This window comes from Paenibacillus hexagrammi (assembly GCF_021513275.1).
In the GTDB taxonomy this organism is placed as follows: Bacteria; Bacillota; Bacilli; order Paenibacillales; family NBRC-103111; genus Paenibacillus_E; species Paenibacillus_E hexagrammi.
This window is the reverse complement of sequence record NZ_CP090978.1, coordinates 4,839,186-4,860,160: the sequence shown is the minus strand read 5'-3', so window position 1 is coordinate 4,860,160 and position 20,975 is coordinate 4,839,186. Positions and strand designations below refer to the sequence as shown.

Below are 20,975 nucleotides of genomic sequence, written 5' to 3'. Positions count from 1 at the left end.
TCCGGCAGGATATGGGAGGATATGGGAGGATGTTTTTGGATGGGTCCGCTTATCTCCCCTCAGCGGAGGAGAGCGGGGCTCAGCCCTGCTCAGCCATTATTATGCGGGGTGAGTCATACAACGATATCATGTTACCCTTATATGGGGCCCCAAATACAGGAAAAGGAGTTTTCTAATGAAGAAGTTATTCTCATGCGCGTTAACTGTACTGCTGGCTGTCACAGTGGCAGGCTGCGCAACCCAAAGCGCAGGAAGTACGGCATCAACGAATGATGAAACCTCGACTAAACAGAAGAACACGCTGGAGAAGGCCAAGGAGCAAGGATTTATTAGTGTTGGATTTGCTAACGAGAAGCCTTATGCTTACGCTACACCTGATGGCAAATTAACAGGAGAAGCAGTTGAAGTGGCAAGAGTGGTTCTAAAAAATCTAGGCATCAATGAAATGAATGGCGTACTGACCGAGTTCGGTTCCCTCATTCCGGGACTGAAGGCAAAGCGCTTCGATATTATTACAGCAGGGATGTTTGTTAATCCTGAGAGAAGCAAGCAAGTGGCGTTTGCTAACCCTGAATACAGCATTGGAGAAGCCATCGCCGTCAAACAAGGAAACCCTAAACATTTACATAGTTATAAGGATATCGCAGCCAATCCAGATGTGAAGGTAGGCGTCATGGTGGGAGCGATCGAGAAAGATTACATGACCAAGTCGGGCATTGCCGACAATCAGATTGTGACGGTTCCAGATCAGCCATCGGCGATTTCGGCCCTGCAGGCGGGACGTGTCGATGCCGTTACGATGACAGGACCTTCGCTGCAAGCCATGCTGGAATCAGCGAAAGATAGCAAAGTTGAGCGGGTTATGGATTTCAAACAGCCGGAAATTGACGGCAAAAGTGTTCGAGGCTATGGAGCTGCCGCATTCCGCAAGGAAGATGCAGAATTTCAGAAGGCTTTCAATGCAGAGCTCGAGAAGCTGAAGAAATCCGGGCAATTGCTTGAAATTCTCAAGCCATTCGGATTTACCGAGCAGGAACTGCCGGGCGATATGACAGCCGAGCAGCTGTCCAAAGAGTAGACAATGAGCTGGCTCGCTTCTGTCATTGGATTTCTCCCTTTACTCGTAAAGGGGGCGCTAGTCACGCTCGAAATTACCCTGTTAGCGATTATATTGTCAGCAATTATATCGTTCATCATTGGATTGATGAGGCTTTCCAAACACCGTACGGTACGAATTATCGCTACGATGTATGTGGAAGTACTGCGCGGGACCTCGCTGCTTGTTCAATTATTCTGGCTCTACTTCGCGCTCCCTATGCTCCTTGATGTCCAAATTCCGGCAATGACGGCGGCGATATTAGCCTTGGGCATGAATTACGGCGCATACGGCTCCGAGGTGGTCAGAAGCTCGATCCTGTCCGTTCCGCGCGGGCAATACGAAGCGGCTACCGCACTGAATATGGGACCATGGCTCCGTATGAGGCGCATTATTTTGCCGCAGGCCCTTTCACTTATGCTTCCTTCCTTTGGTAATTTGCAGATTGAGCTGCTCAAAGGAACCTCGCTCGTGTACCTCATTACCTTGACAGATCTTACGTACCAAGGAATGTTGCTGCGTACGTATGACAGCTCGAGTACAGCGCAAATTTTCGCAGCTCTCTTGATCATGTATTTCATCCTGTCCTATGCGTTGACGCTGCTTATTCGTTTCGCAGAGCGCAGGATGGCGAGGGGGAGGGCATAAATCATGTGGGATTGGCACTACGCTTTTCAAATTCTTCCGCAGCTGCTTCGCGCACTGCCTATCACGATTGCCGCAACGCTGCTTGGATTCGCAGTTGCTTGTGTACTCGGACTTCCGCTTGCCTTGGCGCGAAGATCGAGGAATAAGCCGCTTGCTTGGGCGGCCAAAGCCTGGATTGAATTTATTCGCAGCACACCGCTGCTGGTGCAGTTGTTTGTCTTGTTTTACGCGCTTCCGTTGTACGGGATTTCATTCTCGCCCTTCCTGACAGGAATTATCGGACTGGGCTTGCACTACAGCGCCTATATGTCAGAGGTGTACCGGTCCGGCATCGAGGCGGTTCCAAGGGGACAATGGGAGGCGTCCAAGGCACTTAATTTTCGCCCAGGCCAGACATGGAGGCGTATCATTCTGCCGCAGGCGCTGCCGCCGATTATCCCCGTCATGGGCAACTACATGATCACGATGCTGAAGGAAACACCGATATTATCGGCGATCACGCTCGTGGAGCTGCTGCAAACCGCCAAATCGATCGGATCGGGATCCTTTAAATATTTGGAGGCCTTTACCTTGGTAGGCATCTTGTTCCTGATCATGAGCTATCCTTCGTCATTGGCGGTATCCAGGCTGGAGAAGAAGTTTCAAAGAATCAGGGCAAGGGAGAACGGATAAATGGAGATGGATAGAAACCAGATCGTCCGGAATGAAAGCACAATGTCCTTGGAACCGATCGTCAAGTATCGCAGCATCAGCAAATCCTATGGTGACGTTCAAGTCCTGAATAAGATTGATCTGGACATTATGCCAGGGGAGAAGGTCGCTGTGATCGGACCGAGCGGTTCAGGAAAAACGACACTCGCTAGAATGCTAATGACGCTGGAGCAGCCGACAGCCGGCACCATTGAAGTCGATGGAGAGATGCTTTGGCATGAGGAAAAGGGCGGCAGGTTCGTCACCGCCGGTGAGAAGCATCTGCACCGGGTGCGAAGCAAGATCGGCATGGTGTTCCAGCATTTTAATCTGTTTCCGCATATGACCATTATGCGAAATGTGACCGAAGCACCCATGTATGTGCTCGGTCTGGACAGAGAGACGGCCGAACAGCGCGCTTACGAAATGCTCTCGAAGGTGGGTCTCGCTGATAAGCTGGCTGAATATCCTTCGCGCTTATCGGGCGGACAGAAGCAGCGCGTCGCGATCGCGAGAGCTGTCGTTATGCGTCCGAAGATCATGCTGTTCGACGAAGCGACGTCGGCGCTTGACCCGGAGCTCGTCGGTGAAGTGCTTGCGGTTATCAAAGATCTTGCCGCTCAAGGAGATATGGCGATGATGCTGATTACGCATGAAATGGACTTTGCGCGTGACATTGCCGATCGCATTATCTTTACGGATGGCGGCTCGATCGTCGAGCAGGGTACGCCTGAGCAGATTTTTGAGAATCCGCAAAGCCCGCGTTTGCAAGCATTCTTAAGCCGATTCAGACAAACTTGGTTCATGGGTAATGGCTTGCAGCAGGTGTCCCCGTCAGCCGAATAGGAGGTCAACGAACTTGAAGCAAGTACAAACAGAAAGCTGCTTGATCCGTAAAGCTCGCGCTCTAGACGGCAAAGCCGTATGGAAGCTTGTAGCGGACAGCGGAAAGCTGGATGTTAATTCAGCCTATTGCTACATTATGCTATGCGAATTTTTCTCGGAAACCTGCTACATCGCTGAGATTGATGGCAAACCGGCAGGCTTCGTATCGTCTTATGTACTGCCGGATCATCCGGATATGCTCTTCGTATGGCAGATTGTTGTAGCCAGAGAGTATCAGGGCCGGGGGATTGCAGCTTCACTGCTGCAGGAACTGGTGAGCAGCGAAGCTTGCAGGCAGGTACGGTATGTGCAGGCTACCATTTCCCCGAGCAATACGGCATCCCAGACGCTGTTCCGCCGGCTCGCTTCGGATTTGCAAGCGAAGCTCGAGATCAAGGAGGGTTTTCCCGCTACCTTATTCCCGGGAGATGCTCATGAAGACGAAGATTTGATACAGATTGGACCTTTCAACAAGAAGTAAACTTATGATTACAAACCGACAGGAGGAATGTTGCATGAAGCTACTAGATCCTAGCAAGCCGTCTTTACATGTATTTGATACGTTGGAATCCGAGGTAAGAAGCTACTGCCGATCGTTTCCAACGGTCTTTTCCAGAGCGAAGGGCTATAAGCTGTGGGATACGGCAGGAAATGAATATATCGATTTCTTTGCCGGGGCCGGGGCGTTAAATTACGGCCACAATAACACCGCTTTGAAGCAAAAGCTCGTTCAATACATTCAGAATGACGGTGTTTCTCACAGCTTGGATATGGCGACTGAAGCGAAAGAACAATTCCTGGAGCGGTTTCAAAAAGTCATTCTACAGCCTAGGGGCTTATCCTATAAAGTACAGTTTCCGGGGCCAACAGGAGCCAATTCCGTGGAAAGCGCCTTGAAGCTGGCTCGGAAGGTAACAGGCAGATCAACGGTTGTTGGATTTACCAACGCCTTCCATGGCATGACCTTGGGCGCATTGTCTGTGACAGGTAATAAATTCAAGCGCAGAGGCGCAGGTGTTCCGCTTCATCACTCGGTTTCCATGCCGTATGATGGTTACCTTGGCAGCGACGTGGATACCATTACGTATCTGGAAAGCTGCATTGCGGACACGGGCAGCGGAATATCGCTGCCGGCGGCGGTTATCGTAGAGACGATTCAAGGCGAAGGCGGCATCAACGAGGCCAGCATCGGATGGCTTCAACGTCTCGAGAAGCTGTGTAAAGCGAGCGGCATTCTGCTTATTGTCGATGACGTACAGATGGGCTGCGGCCGGACGGGAACGTTCTTCAGCTTCGAGCAGGCGGGAATCAAGCCTGATATTATCTGCCTTTCGAAATCAATAGGCGGCTACGGTTTGCCGATGGCCCTAACCTTGATCGCACCTGAGCTGGATATTTGGGAGCCGGGCGAGCATAACGGAACGTTCAGAGGCAACAATCTGGCTTTCATTACGGCAGCGGAAGCACTTCGTTACTGGGAGTCGGAGCAATTTACTAATGAAATTATGGCCAAAGGAGACATTCTCCGCAGCAAATTGCTGGAAATCACCAAATCCTTCCCAGAGCTGCAGGGTGAGGTTAGAGGCCGAGGCCTTATGCAAGGAATCGCCTTTGGCATCAGCGGACTGGCAGAACGGATCTGCGAGCGCGTTTTCTCCAAGGGGCTAATCATGGAGACATCCGGTACGGACAGCGAGGTCGCCAAGATTATGCCGCCGCTTGTCATTGATGAAGAGGGCCTAAGGAAAGGTCTTGACATATTGGAGCAGAGCGTAAAAGAAATCGCTCATGAAATGAAAGAACAGAAATAAGGGAGGACACGATTCATGATTGTTAGAAATCTGCGCGACATCGCTGGAACCGAGCATGATGTCGATACCGAGAACTGGAGCAGCGTTCGTCTTCTGGTTAAGAAGGACGGAGTTGGATTCTCTTTACATGAGACGATCATTAAGCCGGAAACAGAATCCACGTTTTGGTATAAAAACCACGTCGAGGCTGTGTACTGCACAGAAGGGGAAGGCGAGGTTGAGGTGCTGGAAACGGGAGTCGTTTATCCGATCCAGGCAGGAACCTTGTACGTGCTGAACGGCCACGAGAAGCATACCCTTCGAGCCAAGACGCAAATGCGCATGGTCTGTGTGTTTAACCCGCCTTGTTCGGGAAATGAAGTTCATGATGAAGAAGGTACGTATCCGTTAGACTAATTATGATGGAAAGGGGCAATTGCCATGACTACGAAAGGTCAAGTTATATTGAACACTTCCAACACTACCCATGATATTTATCCTTCCCGGGTTTTTAAAGAGCCAAGACTGCTGACAAGGCAAGACCCGGTTGTATACACCACAGCTCTTCACACCTCTGAAATTAACGAAGAGCAGCTCGCTTTTTACGACAAAAACGGTTATTTGTTCCTTGATTCCTTCTTCGATGAAGCTCAGGTTCAGCAGTGGCGGGAAGAAATGGGCCTGCTCTGGGCGGAGAGCAAAACGTCGGATCGCCCCGAGGTCATTCGTGAGCCTAGCAGCGATGAAATTCGCTCCATTTTTGCGGTGCATCGGGATCATGAGGTGTTCAAAGGAATTGCCGAGCACCCGAGGATTCAAGCGATTATTCAGCAAATTTTGGGAAGCGAAGCGTACGTCCACCAGTCCCGCATTAACTTCAAGCAAGGTTTCACGGGTAAAGAGTTCTACTGGCACTCTGACTTTGAAACCTGGCATGTAGAAGATGGTATGCCTCGAATGAGAGCGCTCAGCTGCTCCATTGCGCTGGAGGACAATACGCCCAACAACGGACCGCTAATGGTAGTTCCAGGTTCGCATCGCACGTTCGTATCCTGCGTTGGTGAAACGCCGGACGACAATTTCAAGTCATCGCTCCGCCGCCAGGAATATGGAGTTCCGGATCGAGACAGCTTAACATATCTGGTGCAGCAGGGTGGAATTACCGCTCCTGTAGGGAATGCGGGCTCCATCGTTCTGTTCGACTGCAATCTGATGCACGGCTCTAACAGCAACATCACGCCGCTGCCAAGAAGCAATGTATTTATTGTCTACAACAGTGTGCATAATAAATTGGCGGAGCCGTATTCAGGTCAGAATCCGAGACCGGATTACATCGCTACTCGTTCGTAAAATATTTTGCTCGGCGCTGTCAAAGCGTCTTGTGCCTTCACATGAAGGGTCCGCCTGTCTTGTCGGGCGGGCCTTCATTTCCAGGAAGGGGAGGACAACTTGCTTACGATCTTGGCCAGTATTTTAGCGATTCAGATTGTGTACGTTTCCTGTTTTACCTTGAGAATGCTTCTGACGTTGAAGGGTGAAACTTACACGGCGGCTGCACTTAGTATGCTGGAAATCATCATTTATGTAATTGGCTTGAATTTGGTTTTAAAATATCTCGACCAGCCTGCATGTTTGATCGTTTATGCCGTAGGCTACGGTCTTGGTGTGCTGACAGGCTCTTGGATTGAAGAGAGATTAGCGCTCGGCTACATATCCGTGAAAGTCATTACCGATGAGGTTCATAATTATATGGCGGCATTTTTGCGTAGGCAAGGCTTTGGTGTAACTTCTTGGATTGGTTGGGGGCGTGACGGCGAGCGTCTTATGTTGGAGGTTCTGGCAAAGCGGAAAAGTGAAAAATATTTGTACGACTGTATCCTGGCTGTTGATCCTAAGGCATTTGTGGTGACGATGGAGTCCAAGCGGCTCAACGGCGGCTTCTGGCTGAAATCAACGCGCAGATAGCGGAACGTTCTGCTGTCGTTGACAAAGAGGAGGAACATTATGTAAACTATGACTACGCTTAATTTCCAGTTCTTGAATTGGAAAGCGGGGGAACCAATTTTTAGGGGCGAATCATGCATGCTTCATGTAGGGAACCATCTTTCCCGAGCCCGACAGCTAACCTCGTCAGCAGTGGATGGGTCGTAACAGCATAAGTGAGCCTATGCGTTTTGTTGACCCGTACATCGGGTTTTTTGTGTCTACAGGGCCCGATTATAGCGGATAAAAGGAGTGATTCAGCTTCTTGATCCAGCTATGGCGGGTCATTTTTTTATGTTTATACACCGGCTTATTTATGCAGGCCTTGAAGCTCTGGGAACAGAGACAGACCGGAAGAAGAAGCCAGACAAACCGAAGGAAGGAGGAAGAGAGCAAGCAGCTGCACAATCCGCTTCTTTTCCATTCATACTGTGGTCTGTTAAGCGTACTATCGACCTGCCAAGGAGGACTCGTATGCCGCAACCTAAGTATATTACCGATATCGATAAAATTATGGAAATTCCTGAGCATGAGCGAACGAAGCTGAAACAGATTACCGAGAAATTCGTGTTTCGAGTGAACGATTATTATTTACGATTGATCGACTGGAACGATCCCCATGATCCGATCAAGAAGCTAGTCATTCCCAATGAAGGCGAGCTGTCTGAGTATGGGCGGTGGGATGCATCCGATGAGGATACGAATTATGTCGTACCGGGCTGCCAGCATAAGTACCGGACGACAGCACTGCTGATCGTTTCAGAAGTGTGCGGCGCCTACTGCAGGTATTGCTTCCGCAAGCGCTTGTTCCGCAATGATGTGAATGAAGCGACGTCTGATGTCGATGCGGGCTTGAATTATATTGCGGAGCATCCCGAAATCAATAATGTGCTGCTAACTGGCGGAGATAGCTTGATTCTAGGCACAGCCCGGTTAGAGAAGATCTTCCATAGGCTGCGTGAAATTGATCATGTGAAAATTATCCGTCTGGGCTCTAAAATACCCGTTTTCAATCCGATGCGGATCTATGAGGATGAGAAGCTGCTTGAAGTGATTCGGAATCATTCCAGCGCTGACAAACGGATCTATGTCATGGCGCATATCAATCATCCGCGTGAAATTACGGCTGAAGCGAAGAAAGCCTTCGAAGCTCTGCATCAAGCTGGAGCCATAGTCGTCAATCAAACCCCTGTGCTGAAGGGCATTAATGACCGCCCTGAGGTGCTGGCCGAGCTGCTGGATAAGCTGTCCTGGGCCGGTGTAACCCCGTATTACTTCTTTATTAACCGTCCGGTTGCGGGCAACAGGGACTTTGTCCTGCCGCTTGCAGAGGTGTACCGTTTGGTTGAGGAAGCCAAGGCTCGCACATCGGGTCTAGGCAAAAGGGTGCGTTTGTCCATGAGCCATACCTCCGGCAAGATTGAGATTTTGGCGATTGAGGATGGCAAGGCCTACTTGAAATATCATCAATCCCGTGATGATCAGTACGGCAAGTTTATGATTTTGGATTGCCCTGATGACGCCGCATGGTTTGACGATCTTCCGGGAAGCGAGCAGTATTGGGAGAAACCGGTCAAGAAGACCAACGATATTATATCCGTTAACGAGCTTCCCGCAATGCCTCAGCTTGCTGTTAGAAGCCAGCGAAATGTTTCATGTTCATAGTGTGCTGACCAGCTCTGGGAGCTGGTTTTTTGTTTTAGTGGGAGTGTTGTTTTTGCACGGCTGCGATCTTATCAGTAATTGCTTTTACCAAGAGAAAGAGAAGTATGTAGATGGGAAAGGAATATAAGTATTCCCAAGCATAAAGCTGATAGATATCCCAAACGGATGCGAGCGGCTCCAAAATAAAGGAGAAAAAGGCGCTCAAACAAATTGCGGCCCCCAGAAATAACAGCCAATTCGTGAATAATTGATAAATCATCATGGAGAATATGGCAATCGACCAATCAATACAAATAATCCGCGGTCCCCAGGGCAGCAGCATGCTGGGATAATCCCACAGCTGAAGCTCGCCTCCCAAAGAGTCAGCTATTAGAGATGCTATAAATATGCATGAGCCAAAGAAGACAATGGCAAGCAGACGGATTCGGTCTACAGCCATGACCCAGACCAAAGTCAGCACCGCCGTAAACAGCAGCAGCAAAAGCCACTGCCACGAGAGAAACACATGTTGATACCAGTACACCCACCTGGCGTCGCTTAAAGCAGTTTGTAGTTCGTTAAGTTCATTCATCGATTAATCTCATTTCATAGAAGAATCAGTCCTTATTATATAGAATTATTTCCAATGAACGGTTATTTCATCCAAAGCAATCCCAATAGATCAAGATACTCTATTATCATTCAAACTAATTAGGACGATAAGCATTTATGAATTCAAAAACCGGGCTAACTTTATTCCAGAATGAAATAAAGCTGCTATAATAGAACTATATAATAGCAATATGGGGAAAAGGAGAGTGAGAAACGCGTGAATAGGTTTAAGGAACGATTTCATAAGCTTATGCTTATTTTCTGGGTATTCTGCCGGATTGGTCCCACCACATTTGGCGGAGGCTACGCCATGATACCGGTCATCGAACGCGAAATTGTGAAAAAAGAAACTGGATGGAAGCAGCCGAAATGGGGAATTTGATTTCAGTTGCAGGCTCCGCGCCAGGAGGCGTTGGTGTCAATGCTGCGGCTTTCATCGGATACCGACTCTCCGGCATCAGCGGGGCAATCCTTGCTGTAATCGGCATCACGCTGCCGACTCTTGTCATTGTTTCGGCGCTAAGTCTTGTCTATTCCCATATCCATACGCTTCCTAAAGTTATGGCTGCTCTTAAAGGCATTCATGCCGGTATTATTGCGCTTATTCTTATTGCCGCTTACCGAATGGCCAAAGCTTCTTTCATGGATAAAACCACCGTGGCAATCGGGATTGCATCGCTCGGATTGCTTCTTGCAACATCGATTCATCCTATTATTATCATTGCACTGGGGATTGCAGCAGGTCTTTTGACGGGAGTTATTAAATCCTTGATGGGTATCGCCATGTATAAAGAAAAAGCGAACAAAACGGGAGCCAAGACTGAGCTTGTGTTTCCTGAGTATTACATTTAATTTAGAGAGCAGGAGGGAGCGAGATGTGGCAATTATTCGCCATCTTTTTTAAAATCGGCTGCATCTCATTCGGAGGCGGATACGCCGTCATTCCCGTCATTGAGCATGAGACTTTGCTGCATGGCTGGATGGATACCGCAAGATTTCAAGAAGTGGTCTCGTTAGCCGGTATGGCACCGGGCCCCATTGCTACCAATACGGCTACATTAATTGGTTATGAGACAGGAGGCATCGGAGGGGCAATCCTGTCTACATTCGGAATGGTGCTGCCATCGCTGCTAATTATCGTCCTACTGGCTGCTTTTTTTCAAAAAGTGCATGAGCATCGCTTCGTGAAAAACTCATTTTACGGATTAAAACCGGTCGTTACCGGTTTCATCGCATATGCAGCTCTTCATTTTGGTTTGGGTTCTGGTTGGGCGGATGCTCTGTCGTGGACAACAATTGGCACTTTGTTGATCTGCGGCGCTTCGGTGTACGGCGTGTTAAAGCATAATTTGCACCCTTTTGCTGTTATTGTTGCATCGGGGCTTGCCGGCATCATTTTATTTTAATTCGAGAAGGAAGCGAGTTGTATAAAGAAGACATGATGGAAGTAAATAAAAGGGTCATCGATGCTGTCCGTGAGATTCCCATGCTTCATGATCTGGATGAGCAGGAGCTGCAAATGATTGCGGAGATCTCCATGATCCGCTTCTTTCCTGCGAAAACAACGGTGTTTATGGAAGGGGAGGAGAGGCACTCCGTATTTTTTATCCTTCGAGGCGTCGTCAAAGTGCACAAAATCGATATGCAGGGGAACGAATATATCGTCTCTTTTCTGACGGAAGGGGAGATGTTCCCGCATGCAGGACTGTTCGAAACGGCGCCTTATCCAGGTACGGCGGAAGCGGGGGAGGATTCGGAGCTGGTCGTCATTCCGATCAAGGATTTTGAACGTATTATTCTGAGCCATCCGGTTCTGGCTATCAAGATTATGCGTCTGATGGGACAAAAAATCAGAGAGCTTCAATCCAAGCTCCAGGAACTCAGCAAAAGCGATGTGAACTATCGTCTGAGCGCACTGCTGCTTCGCCTTGCTGACGGATATGGACAACCTACGGAGAAAGGAGTTTCCGTTCAAATACGTTTGACCCATTCAGATATGGCGAAGATGGTCGGAACCACACGTGAAACAGTCAGCCGGTACTTGAACAAGCTGAAGAAAGACGGCATATTGACCATTAATCAGGGAGAGCTTCTCATTATCAACCGGCAGTCGCTGGAACTAATGATGGAATAGCTCATAGAGGAATACAAGGGAGCCACATGTTGTATGGCAACAGCTTTCCGTTCACTTGACAGGGTGGCCGTGAACACGGTCAGCCTTCTTTTTGTCTCCGTTTTGCATAAGGTGGTAGTATGACAAGCGGGGCAAGGAGGGGATCGAATGCTGCGAAGACGACGATGGAGAAGCCGGCCGACAGCCAAAGCCAGCCGCAAGAAGGTGCTGCTGATTGTGCTTCTCATCCTTGTCTTGTTTGTTGTCCAATCATTTATGTACGTTGAGCGCAATTTGCGCCCACCGCTAATGAATCTGGCCAAAGTGCGCATTAAGCAAATTGCTACGGAGGCGATTAATAGCGCAATTGCCGACCATGTGGCCAAGAATGCTAACGCTGAACAGCTCATTGACTGGAAACTGGACAGTAACGGGAAAATTACAGGCTTCATGCTGAACTATGCGGAGCATATGCGCATCACAGGAGATACGGTCAATGCCGTAAGGGGGAGCTTAACAATCTCCAAAGCGTATCGGAGCACATCCCGCTGGGGCAGGCGTTGAATAGTGCCATTCTCGCATCCTTTGGACCGGAAATTCCGATCAAATTGCTGCCTGTAGGCAACGTGAAGGTCGATCTGAGCACACGATCGCAAAATGCCGGCATCAATATGGTACTATTTGAAGTGTATGTGCATATCATCGCCGAAGTTTCTGTCATTATTCCCTTTGATTCGGATACCGAAATCGTCGAAACGGAAATTCCGATTTCGTATTCGCTAGTCGTTGGGGATGTACCTATGTATTATTTTGACAACAAGGGCAATCCTGTCGGAGACGCTAAAGACTCAGCTGCTGCACCAAGCTTATCGATACCTTCACTGCCGCAAACAAGCACAACCACGGTTCCTAAGGCCGATGTGCCTGTAACGACGGAAGAGAAGAAACAAACGGAGCCGGCTCCGTAGAGCCGGCTTCTATTTCTCTGTGTGAGCTATTTGCTTTTTCTACGGGCAGATTCTTCGCGTTCCCACCTGCGCAGAGAGGGATAAGGGTCGAAGCTCCACTCCGTAAGGCCGTTGTCGCGGTACATGCCGAAGTGCAGATGGGGCGGGAATTTGCCGGAAGTTCCGGGCTTGCCGTAGCCGGAGCTGCCAACCCAGCCGAGTGTTTGTCCGGGCTTTACGACATCCCCCTCCTTAATGCCTTTTTGGAACCCGGAAAGATGTGCGTAATAATGATAGATATTATCGAGATCCCGAATTCCGATTCTCCAGCCTCCATAAGGGTTCCAGCCTTTGATTTCTATGATGCCGTAACAAGTGCTGCGGACGGGTACCCCGTGCCGGGCAAACAGGTCGGTGCCCTCATGAATCCTGTAGCCTCCCCAACCTCGGCTAGCTCCCCAAGTGCTCCTGTACGAATAATCCGCTTGAATCGGAAGGGGGAAGGCGTGCTCGGACAAATCGAGTGTGCCGAAGGCTTGGTAAATGCGGGCAAATTGCTTGATCCTCTGGACACTTCGGGTATTCTGATAGTAGTTCCACAAACCGATGTCTATATCGTCCTCCCTGATGCCCTCCTTGCTCATAATCGCTGTCATTGCAGCGAGCACATCCAAGTCGTTGTCGCGGTCCGCTATGTTGTCGCCTGAACCGTCGCGTCCATATCCATGAAACAAAGTGATAGACTTCGGATTGTTATCCTGCTGATCGGGATTTAACAATCCGCTCCAGTCCGACTCCGTAAAATACATGTGAAGCAGTCCTTGCCGTTGAGGTCTTTTTCTGGCTGTATTTATCGTGCGCTCATATTGATCCACAGCCGCTAAATACGTCCACGGAATACCTGTCACGGTTTCTGTTTTCTCAAACAATTCCATTCGCTGCACCGCTGCTTGCTTGTGATTTTTGACTGATGCGGGCACGGCTTCGTTATTGGTTGCATGTGCGCGGACACTGCCCAAATCTGGTTCTGCTGTAAGAAGGAAGCTGAGTAAGAGAACCCGAGGCCAAATTTGTCTGCTTTTCATCCCTACCATCCTTCCTGAAATCTTCATGGTTAGGATGCGCCCTCCATGGAATTTTTATCCCAGGCGTTTGCCTGTTGATTCCTTAGGCATGTATATTTGGTATGATGCGAGTACGAGGAGGGAACTGTCATGTTCAATCATAGAGAGGAGCATGTCGATAAGGACTTGCTGCTCATTCAGGCAAATCTGGACGATATGAATCCGGAGTGGGTGTCTTACATCATGGACAAGCTGTTTGAGTGTGGAGCTAATGATGTCTATGTCATTCCGATCATTATGAAAAAAGGCAGACCGGGCATTATGCTGAACGTCTTAATTGATGCCGCGAAGCAGGATTCCGTAGAAGAAATTATTTTCTCCGAAACAACGACGCTTGGTATTCGTTATTTGCATGCTTCCTGCCATCGCTTGGCTAGGGAGTTCAAGCAGGTCAGTACCCAATGGGGCCCGATGACGGTCAAAGTTGGCTACCATCAAGGTAAGCTTGTACAATATGCTCCTGAGTTTAAAGAATGCGAGCAAGTGGCGAAGCAGTTTGGCGTGCCCTTAAAGCTGGTATATGATGAAGTAAGAAAACAATTTATGTTGGAAATGAAGAACGCCTCTTCCTGATAGACAGGAGAGGCGTTCCTTGTGATGCTAGTGGTTATGTGAGTGCCCATGTGCATGATCGTGATCATGCTCGTGATCGTGCCGGTGCTCATGTGAATGACCGTGAGCGTGTTCGTGACCATGATCGTGCTCGTGTGAGTGATTGTGATCATGCTCGTCATCGTGCCGGTGCTCATGTGAATGACCGTGAGCGTGCTCGTGTCCATGATCGTGCTCATGCGAATGGCTGTGGTCATGCCCGTGTCCGTGATCGTGCTCATGCGAGTGATTGTGAGCATGTCCGTGTCCATGCTCGTGGTCATGCGAGTGACTGTGAGCATGATCATGTCCATGATGATGGTGATGATGATCCTCGTGGACGTGCGAATGTCCATGCTCATGCTGCAAATGCTCATGCGTCATCTGCCATTTGCCGATGTAGGGATCCGTCTTGCCGATGACTACCCGCAATACGTTCGGTTGCTTCGGCAGGTCTCTGGTGCCTGCGCCGTAACCGATCGAATCTACAATCATCGGCGGGTAGCTCTTGGAGAATTCATCGACGATTCCCGCGATAATGCCTGCGCCGGTAGGCGTGGTCATTTCTAGGCTGTAGTTCGTAGAAGCGATGGGAACACCGCGCATCATCTCTAGTGTTGCCGGAGCGGGAACCGGATAAATGCCGTGATCGATATGTATCGTCCCTGAGCCGAGCGGCACCGGCGAGGCGTAAATTTTCTCGATTTGCAACGAATCAATTGCTAATGCAACGCCAATGACATCAACGATGGAGTCAATGGCTCCCACTTCGTGAAAATGGACCTTTTCTACGGAAATGCCGTGAATTTTCGCTTCGGCGAAGGCGATTTTTTCAAAGATGGCGAGGCTAAGAGCCGTGACACGTTCGTTGAACCCGGCTTGCTGGATCACCTGCACGATTTCGGAATAGTGCCGATGATGTTTCGGCGGGTGCTCAGGGTCAAGGAGGACATCCAGCTTCAGTGCGGAGATGCCGCGCTTGATGACCCGCTTCCATTCCATCGAATAAGGCTCGAGCTTAATCTTGCTGAGCTCTTCTTCGATGTAGGAACGATCCGCACCGGCGTCAACCAGGGCGCCCAACGTCATATCGCCGCTGATGCCGGAGAAGCAGTCCAAATATAAAATGCGCATATCCGGTTACCTACTTTACGATTTTTTAGACATATTCTTGTTAATTAGTCCGGCATAATAACCGGCTCCAAAGCCGTTGTCGATGTTCACGACGGAAATACCCGGCGAGCAGGCATTCAGCATCGAGAGCAGGGCCGCGACGCCTCCGAGGTTCGCGCCGTAGCCGATGCTCGTCGGCACAGCGACGATCGGCTTCGCGACAAGCCCGCCGAGGACGCTCGTCAGCGCGCCCTCCATGCCGGCGACGACCACAATCGCGTTAGCACCGCGAATGAGGTCGAGCCGGCGGAACAGCCGGTGAATGCCGGCAACGCCGACGTCGAACACGCGTTCGACTTGGCTGCCTAGGCATTCCGCCGTAAGAGCGGCCTCCTCCGCCACGGGGAGGTCGGAGGTTCCGGCGCACACGACGGCGATATAGCCGTCGTGGACCTTCTGCGGCGCGCGCTTGAACCAGGTGAGCGCCCGCGCGGTTTCGTGGTAGCTGACGCCTTCCACGGCAGCTACGACATGAGCGGCTTTAGCCGCGTCGACCCGCGTGGCAAGCACGCGGTCGGTGTGCTCCTGCAGCCGCTGGAAAATCCCCACGAGCTGCTCGGGCGTCTTGCCTTCCCCCGAAAATCACCTCGGGGAAGCCAGTGCGCTTCTCGCGCTCGATATCCAGCTGCGCGTAGCCGATGTCCGCAGTTGCGTTGCCTTCTCCCGACGCGCTGCCGTCTTTAATGATCTGCCGTTTAGCTTCTTCAACGTCCAAGTCGCCCGCTTGAACGAGCTTTAGTATTTTTTCCAAATCCATCATAAGGATGCTTCTTTCACCTTTTCTTTGGTTTCTTTGGACAAGACTTCATTCATACTTCCCGTACGATAGCCCTGTAGATCAAGCGTCACATAGTTGAAGCCGAGCTTGGTAAACTTATCATAAATCGCGTCGCGGTGCTCAATCACCTTATGAATCTCGTCAGGCATGACTTCAATTCGGGCGATCTTGTCATGATGTCGGACCCGAACCTGGTATAGTCCCAATTGGCTCAGGAAAAATTCACCTTCATCCAGCTGGTCGATTTTCCACTTCTCGATGCGTGTTCCATAAGGAATACGCGAGGAGAGGCAGGCGAAAGAAGGTTTATCCCAGGTAGGCAGCCCGAGCTCTTTGGACAGCTGGCGGATCTCTTCCTTCGTGAGACCTGCTTCCTGCAAAGTGCTGCGCACACCTTGTTCATTCTTAGCCTGAAGGCCGGGACGGTAGTCGCCCAGATCATCTACGTTGGATCCGTCCAAAATATAGGGATAGCCAAGTTCCTTGGCTAATTGCTGCAAATGCGAATATAACCCGGTCTTGCAGTGGTAGCAGCGGTCCGGATTATTGGCGACGAAGTTCGCGTTCTCTAATTCCTTAACCTCTGTCTTGTGCATTGCGACGCCCAGTTGCTCCGCCAGCTCGACTGCGGCATCAAACTCCCTTGAAGGAAACGTCTCAGATGCGGCTGTGACTGCTAGTACCTGATCGCCCAGCTCTTGCTTGGCGCGTTTTAATACGAACGTGCTGTCTACTCCCCCCGAAAAGGCTACTAATACACGGCCCATTTCTTTAAGGATTTGACCTAAACGCGCGTCTTTGGCACGCGTCGCTTCAGAAATGCTCATCTATTTTCCCTCCCATACAGCCTATCTTAACTTCTCTGCAGCTGTTTTGGTCACCTAGGAGTCTGTCCGATGAATGCAGTCGAAGGTATATGTATGCAACAATGACAGTAAACATGCGGCGTTAGCGGCATGTTTGCGGTCATTGTTGACCCGGTATGCACCCAAGTAACTCCGTCGGACAGACTCCTAGATTAGTGTATCATAACTGAAGAGCAAAGTGGATTGTTTCTCTAAGCATTCATGCTATAATGAGAGAAATGCGAAACCAACGATAAAGGCGGGTAGTTACAATGCCTACAAAACCGATAGAGAGAAAACCAGACTGGCTTAAGATTAAGCTGAATACCGGAGAGAATTTTAAAGAATTGAAATCCATGATGCGATCCAAGACGCTTCATACGGTTTGCGAGGAAGCCAAGTGCCCGAACATTCATGAATGCTGGGCGAATCGCACGGCTACATTTATGATTCTCGGGGACATTTGTACGAGAGCTTGCCGATTTTGCGCAGTCAAGACAGGTCTTCCTACCGAGCTGGATCTGCAGGAGCCTGAGCGCGTAGCGGATGCCGCCCAGCAGATGGGGCTGCAGCATTGCGTTGTGACATCCGTCGCACGCGATGATTTGGAAGACGGCGGCGCGATGATTTTTGCTGAGACGATCAAGGCGATTCGCCGCAAAATGCCGCTTTGCTCCGTAGAGGTGTTAATTCCGGATTTTCTGGGCCGTGAAGCCTCGCTGGCTGCGGTGCTGGAAGCGAAACCGGATATTCTGAACCACAACATGGAAACCGTCGAACGCATGTCCGACCGTGTCCGTTCCAAAGCGAAATACCGCCGATCGCTGGAGCTTCTCGAAAGATCCAAGCGCATAGCACCTCATATTCCAACGAAGTCAAGTATTATGATTGGTGTCGGCGAAGAGTGGGATGAACTGCTTCAGACGATGGACGATCTTCGAGCTGTGGATTGCGATATCATGACGATTGGTCAATATCTGCAACCATCTCCAACACACCTGGAAGTAAAGAAATATTATACACCGGAGCAGTTTGCACAGCTGAAAGAGGAGGGCATGCGCAGAGGCTTCAAGCATGTGGAATCAGGACCTTTGGTCCGAAGCTCCTATCATGCGCATGAGCAGGTTCAATCCGCCTCGAAGGCCTAAGGCACTGTGCCGGATCATTAGAAAGGAGTCCATTTTCCTACCATGATCCACATTGCGAACAAAACTTATGAGATCGTAACCGACCACAAGAACGGATGGAACTTTGAAGTGTTCCGGGACCGGTTCAGCGAAGTGCTGGAACGCTATGATTATATTGTTGGGGATTGGGGTTACAACCAATTGCGGTTGAGGGGATTCTTCAAGGAAAATCATCCTAAGGTTACCAAGGAAAGTTCCATTGCTTTTCTGCAGGATTATCTCAATGAATACTGCAATTTTGGCTGTGCCTATTTTATTATCGAAAAAGTAAATAACAAGACCCAGACCCCGCAGGCAGCGGCTACGTCCGGCTGACTGCAGTAAACCTTGCGAAGAATTTTTCGCAGGGTTTTTTATACTTACCGATAAAGAATAATGGAGAGCTCAGCAGTTTTCGGAGAAGCGTAGCGGTCGCCTTTGACAGATTGTTGTTACCTTATAGAAAGATTTTATTACAATGAAACAACAACCTGTCAACAGCGATCGGAGAAAATTGCTGAAGCTCGTAATGGAACGGATTTTATCGGAACCCAAAGAAAAAACCTTGCGAAATTCCTTTCGCAGGGTTTACTTTTTTCTTCTTTTTATTGATTATTCGTTACTTTCGTCTTATGCTTGGATAAGAATAGCAACTCCAATTGAGCAAAGAGCAAATGATGGGGAGTACGAGAATGAGGATGCCACAGCAATTGCCCATGGAAAGCATGATCCACAAAGCGCCCAATGGAATCGGTGTCGTGGATGCGGAGGGTCGTTTTACCTATGTGAATGAAGCATTCTGCCGAATATGCGGTTATTTGGAAGAAGAGATGCTGACAATGACCCTTTACATGATTTTGCATCAAAAGGAACAAGAGAGGGCGGCATTCGCTCTATCTGCGCTTACAAGCGGTTTCCAGCAAAGCGGTCAGCTGCGTACTCAGGTGATGCACAAGAAGGGGCACTCCATAGAAGCAATTATGGATATTTCTTTGCACACGGAACAAGATGAACAGCGTTTTTTCATTTATATACAAACTGAAGCTAGGGCTTCTCGAGATCAGGATCAAGGACAGCTTCAAGGTCAAGGTGCAGCTTGGTTGAATAACTGCCTGCATGTGTTGGAGCATTCGTTAGATATTTTTTGCCGGATCTCATCAGAAGGTAATATTCTTTATGTATCACCTGCTGTGAAAGGGATTCTTGGGTATGAGACGGGGGAGTTAACGGGAGCTCCTTACTGGCTTTATGTCCATCCGGAAGACAGAGCTTTTATCCAGAATTACTTTCAGGATCTGGCCCGGATGACGGAGCGCAGCGTTGGGAGATTTCGGCTGCGCTGCAAGAACGGCAGCTATGTTTGGATGGAGTCTGCTTGCAAAATACTCAGAAATGAGCAAAACGAGTTCGTTGAAACGATGAACGTATTTCGCGATATTACAGAACAGAAGCGGCAAGAGGACCAGCTAAGGCGCAATAAAGCCATGTTCGATTTGATCACAGAACATGCCCAGGACCTGATTTCGTATGTATCTGCCGAAGGCGATTTTGAATATGTAAGCCCTTCCATACGAGCGTTGCTGGGTTACAGCCAGCAAGAGATCATAGGGACATCCTCGCTCTTTCTGATGCACGAAGAGGATAGAGCTGCAGTGATAGATAGAAGCTTATTTGAAGAGGCCGATGTTTCTCTGCATATGCTGCGGCTGCGTCACAAGAACGGTACATATTTGTGGTTTGAGTCGTTCATGAAAGTGATACGGGATGACGAAGGCCGGTTTGATAAGATTATGGGCATTGCCCGAGATATAACAACTCGAAGAGCAGCGGAGGATAAGCTTAGGGAACAGGAATACCGTTACCGGGAATTAGTCGAGAATTCACCGGATGCGGTTATCATTAGTGCAGGCGGGAAGTGGCTGTATGTCAACCAAACTGCCGTACAGCTATTCGGAGCCCCTCCAAAGAAAAGCTGTTGGAACATGCTTCCCAAAGCTCCTCTGTCTGCAGCACACAGGGGCTATTCAATAAGTTCAAGTCTGTGGAGCGAAACGGGTCATCCGAGCTGGTGGAGCTTCAGTGTGTTCGATTTGATGGCGCCGTAATCGACGTCGAAATGAAATCACTCCCTACACTTTACAAGAATGAACCTGCGGTACATACGATCGTGCGTGACATTACGGAACGCAATCAAACGCGGGAGCTGCTGAAGGCCTCCGAGAAGTTAAACATCGCGGGACAGCTGGCTGCCGGAATTGCTCATGAGATCAGAAATCCACTCTCAGCGCTGAAAGGCTTTCTTCAATTCATACGTTCGGGGTCCGGAGGAAAGAAGGAGTATTTCGAGATTATGCTGGATGAAATTAATCGGATCGAGCTAATCGTCGGGGAATTGTTGATTCTGGCCAAACCGGAACAGAGCATGTTAGAACGGCAGATTGACCTGAGAATCGTGCTGAAGCAGGTAATCGTATTGTTGGAAGCCCAAGCGATTCTTAACGGTGTACAGTTAGTGAGCGAGCTATCCTCCATATCGCTGTCACCTATCGTCGGTGACGAGAATCAATTGAAGCAAGTGTTCATCAATATCATAAAGAATGCAATTGAAGCGATGCCGGCAGGCGGAGATATCCGCATTGAACTCGTACAGCAGGACGGCATGGTTGAGGTACATATTACGGACCAGGGCGGCGGCATGCCGGAAGCCTCCATTCATCGTCTAGGAGAGCCTTTTTATACAACCAAGGAATCCGGCAACGGGCTAGGGCTCATGGTCAGTTTTAAGATTGTAGAGCAGCACAATGGCTCCATTAACATTCATAGTCAGCAGGGAGTAGGCACAGTATTTCGTGTGAGCTTTCCCGCTTTTGACCAAAATCGTTGATACAAA

At 49.5% G+C, this 20,975-nt stretch carries 23 protein-coding genes, 2 pseudogenes and 1 riboswitch; of the genes and pseudogenes, 20 read left to right on the top strand and 5 right to left on the bottom strand.

The features are described from left to right. Positions 1-175 precede the first annotated feature (175 nt). From ehuB to L0M14_RS21960, 10 genes are all read left to right on the top strand, one after another. Entirely contained in the window at positions 176-1,078 is a 903-nt protein-coding gene (gene ehuB, locus L0M14_RS22005; RefSeq protein WP_235118698.1) for an ectoine/hydroxyectoine ABC transporter substrate-binding protein EhuB, read from the top strand. Positions 1,079-1,081: 3 nt separating this feature from the next. After that, entirely contained in the window at positions 1,082-1,744 is a 663-nt protein-coding gene (gene ehuC, locus L0M14_RS22000) for an ectoine/hydroxyectoine ABC transporter permease subunit EhuC (protein ID WP_235118697.1), read from the top strand. A 3-nt stretch (positions 1,745-1,747) separates the two neighbouring features. Beyond that, the gene (ehuD, locus tag L0M14_RS21995) at positions 1,748-2,416 is read left to right on the top strand and encodes an ectoine/hydroxyectoine ABC transporter permease subunit EhuD (protein WP_235118696.1); all 669 of its coding nucleotides are present in this window, start codon (positions 1,748-1,750) and stop codon (positions 2,414-2,416) included. Continuing rightward, the gene (gene ehuA / locus L0M14_RS21990; protein WP_311198760.1) at positions 2,417-3,280 is read left to right on the top strand and encodes an ectoine/hydroxyectoine ABC transporter ATP-binding protein EhuA; all 864 of its coding nucleotides are present in this window, start codon (positions 2,417-2,419) and stop codon (positions 3,278-3,280) included. Between the two features lie 13 nt (positions 3,281-3,293). After that, positions 3,294-3,800 carry a diaminobutyrate acetyltransferase gene (ectA, locus tag L0M14_RS21985; protein ID WP_235118695.1) on the top strand — a complete coding sequence of 169 codons (507 nt, stop codon included), beginning with the start codon at positions 3,294-3,296 and terminating at the stop codon, positions 3,798-3,800. 34 nt (positions 3,801-3,834) lie between these two features. Next, on the top strand, positions 3,835-5,130 hold the full coding sequence (gene ectB / locus L0M14_RS21980; RefSeq protein ID WP_235118694.1) for a diaminobutyrate--2-oxoglutarate transaminase: 1,296 nt from the start codon (positions 3,835-3,837) through the stop codon (positions 5,128-5,130). Positions 5,131-5,145: 15 nt separating this feature from the next. Further along, positions 5,146-5,526 (top strand): ectoine synthase, encoded by a 381-nt coding sequence (locus L0M14_RS21975; protein ID WP_235118693.1) that lies wholly within the window; start codon positions 5,146-5,148, stop codon positions 5,524-5,526. Positions 5,527-5,550: 24 nt separating this feature from the next. Then, positions 5,551-6,459, top strand: a complete 909-nt coding sequence (thpD, locus tag L0M14_RS21970) for an ectoine hydroxylase (RefSeq protein WP_235118692.1) — start codon at positions 5,551-5,553, stop codon at positions 6,457-6,459. A 99-nt stretch (positions 6,460-6,558) separates the two neighbouring features. Then, positions 6,559-7,074, top strand: coding sequence for a DUF2179 domain-containing protein (locus L0M14_RS21965; protein ID WP_235118691.1), 516 nt, complete (start codon positions 6,559-6,561; stop codon positions 7,072-7,074). A 45-nt stretch (positions 7,075-7,119) separates the two neighbouring features. Next, a riboswitch (cyclic di-AMP (ydaO/yuaA leader) is annotated at positions 7,120-7,260 on the top strand. Between the two features lie 306 nt (positions 7,261-7,566). Continuing rightward, positions 7,567-8,757 (top strand): KamA family radical SAM protein, encoded by a 1,191-nt coding sequence (locus L0M14_RS21960; RefSeq protein ID WP_235118690.1) that lies wholly within the window; start codon positions 7,567-7,569, stop codon positions 8,755-8,757. Positions 8,758-8,791: 34 nt separating this feature from the next. On the opposite strand, the gene L0M14_RS21955 is transcribed toward L0M14_RS21960, so the two are convergent. Continuing rightward, on the bottom strand, positions 8,792-9,328 hold the full coding sequence (locus L0M14_RS21955; protein ID WP_235118689.1) for a hypothetical protein: 537 nt from the start codon (positions 9,326-9,328) through the stop codon (positions 8,792-8,794). Between the two features lie 270 nt (positions 9,329-9,598). Between L0M14_RS21955 and L0M14_RS21945 the strand changes: the two are divergent. The 5 genes and pseudogenes from L0M14_RS21945 (at position 9,599) to L0M14_RS21925 (ending at position 12,429) form a co-directional block, all read left to right on the top strand. Further along, positions 9,599-10,200 (top strand): annotated as a pseudogene (locus L0M14_RS21945) (chromate transporter). A gap of 23 nt (positions 10,201-10,223) precedes the next feature. Next, a complete protein-coding gene (locus L0M14_RS21940) occupies positions 10,224-10,754 on the top strand; it encodes a chromate transporter (RefSeq protein ID WP_235118686.1) in 531 nt (176 codons plus the stop codon). A gap of 17 nt (positions 10,755-10,771) precedes the next feature. Further along, positions 10,772-11,482 carry a Crp/Fnr family transcriptional regulator gene (locus L0M14_RS21935; protein WP_235118685.1) on the top strand — a complete coding sequence of 237 codons (711 nt, stop codon included), beginning with the start codon at positions 10,772-10,774 and terminating at the stop codon, positions 11,480-11,482. Positions 11,483-11,629: 147 nt separating this feature from the next. Next, a complete protein-coding gene (locus L0M14_RS21930) occupies positions 11,630-12,025 on the top strand; it encodes a hypothetical protein (protein WP_235118684.1) in 396 nt (131 codons plus the stop codon). Further along, the gene (locus L0M14_RS21925) at positions 12,022-12,429 is read left to right on the top strand and encodes a sporulation protein YunB (protein ID WP_235118683.1); all 408 of its coding nucleotides are present in this window, start codon (positions 12,022-12,024) and stop codon (positions 12,427-12,429) included. The genes L0M14_RS21930 and L0M14_RS21925 overlap by 4 nt, the downstream gene beginning before the upstream one ends. Before the next feature lie 26 nt (positions 12,430-12,455). Here the strand turns inward: L0M14_RS21925 and L0M14_RS21920 are convergent, their stop codons facing one another. Then, entirely contained in the window at positions 12,456-13,493 is a 1,038-nt protein-coding gene (locus tag L0M14_RS21920) for a M23 family metallopeptidase (RefSeq protein ID WP_235118682.1), read from the bottom strand. Positions 13,494-13,622: 129 nt separating this feature from the next. Between L0M14_RS21920 and larC (L0M14_RS21915) the strand changes: the two genes are divergently transcribed. Continuing rightward, a complete protein-coding gene (gene larC / locus L0M14_RS21915) occupies positions 13,623-14,105 on the top strand; it encodes a nickel pincer cofactor biosynthesis protein LarC2 (protein ID WP_235118681.1) in 483 nt (160 codons plus the stop codon). A 27-nt stretch (positions 14,106-14,132) separates the two neighbouring features. Here the strand turns inward: larC (L0M14_RS21915) and larC (L0M14_RS21910) are convergent, their stop codons facing one another. The 3 genes and pseudogenes from larC (L0M14_RS21910) to larE form a co-directional block, all read right to left on the bottom strand. Further along, positions 14,133-15,257: a nickel pincer cofactor biosynthesis protein LarC gene (larC, locus tag L0M14_RS21910; RefSeq protein WP_235118680.1), complete on the bottom strand. Its 1,125-nt coding sequence runs from the start codon at positions 15,255-15,257 to the stop codon at positions 14,133-14,135. Between the two features lie 15 nt (positions 15,258-15,272). After that, positions 15,273-16,056, bottom strand: a pseudogene (gene larB / locus L0M14_RS21905) (nickel pincer cofactor biosynthesis protein LarB). Continuing rightward, positions 16,053-16,901, bottom strand: a complete 849-nt coding sequence (larE, locus tag L0M14_RS21900) for an ATP-dependent sacrificial sulfur transferase LarE (protein ID WP_235118679.1) — start codon at positions 16,899-16,901, stop codon at positions 16,053-16,055. The pseudogene larB and the gene larE overlap by 4 nt, the downstream one beginning before the upstream one ends. A gap of 290 nt (positions 16,902-17,191) precedes the next feature. Here larE and lipA point away from each other — a divergent pair, with 290 nt between their 5' ends. From lipA to L0M14_RS31195, 4 genes are all read left to right on the top strand, one after another. Next, complete coding sequence (gene lipA / locus L0M14_RS21895) at positions 17,192-18,067, top strand: lipoyl synthase (RefSeq protein ID WP_235118678.1); 876 nt, start codon at positions 17,192-17,194, stop codon at positions 18,065-18,067. Between the two features lie 42 nt (positions 18,068-18,109). After that, positions 18,110-18,421: a YutD family protein gene (locus L0M14_RS21890; protein ID WP_235118677.1), complete on the top strand. Its 312-nt coding sequence runs from the start codon at positions 18,110-18,112 to the stop codon at positions 18,419-18,421. Between the two features lie 356 nt (positions 18,422-18,777). Continuing rightward, positions 18,778-20,190 carry a PAS domain-containing protein gene (locus tag L0M14_RS21885; RefSeq protein ID WP_260115379.1) on the top strand — a complete coding sequence of 471 codons (1,413 nt, stop codon included), beginning with the start codon at positions 18,778-18,780 and terminating at the stop codon, positions 20,188-20,190. Beyond that, positions 20,154-20,969, top strand: a complete 816-nt coding sequence (locus L0M14_RS31195) for an ATP-binding protein (RefSeq protein ID WP_260115378.1) — start codon at positions 20,154-20,156, stop codon at positions 20,967-20,969. Before L0M14_RS21885 ends, L0M14_RS31195 begins: the two co-directional genes overlap by 37 nt. The last annotated feature ends 6 nt before the right edge of the window (positions 20,970-20,975 follow it).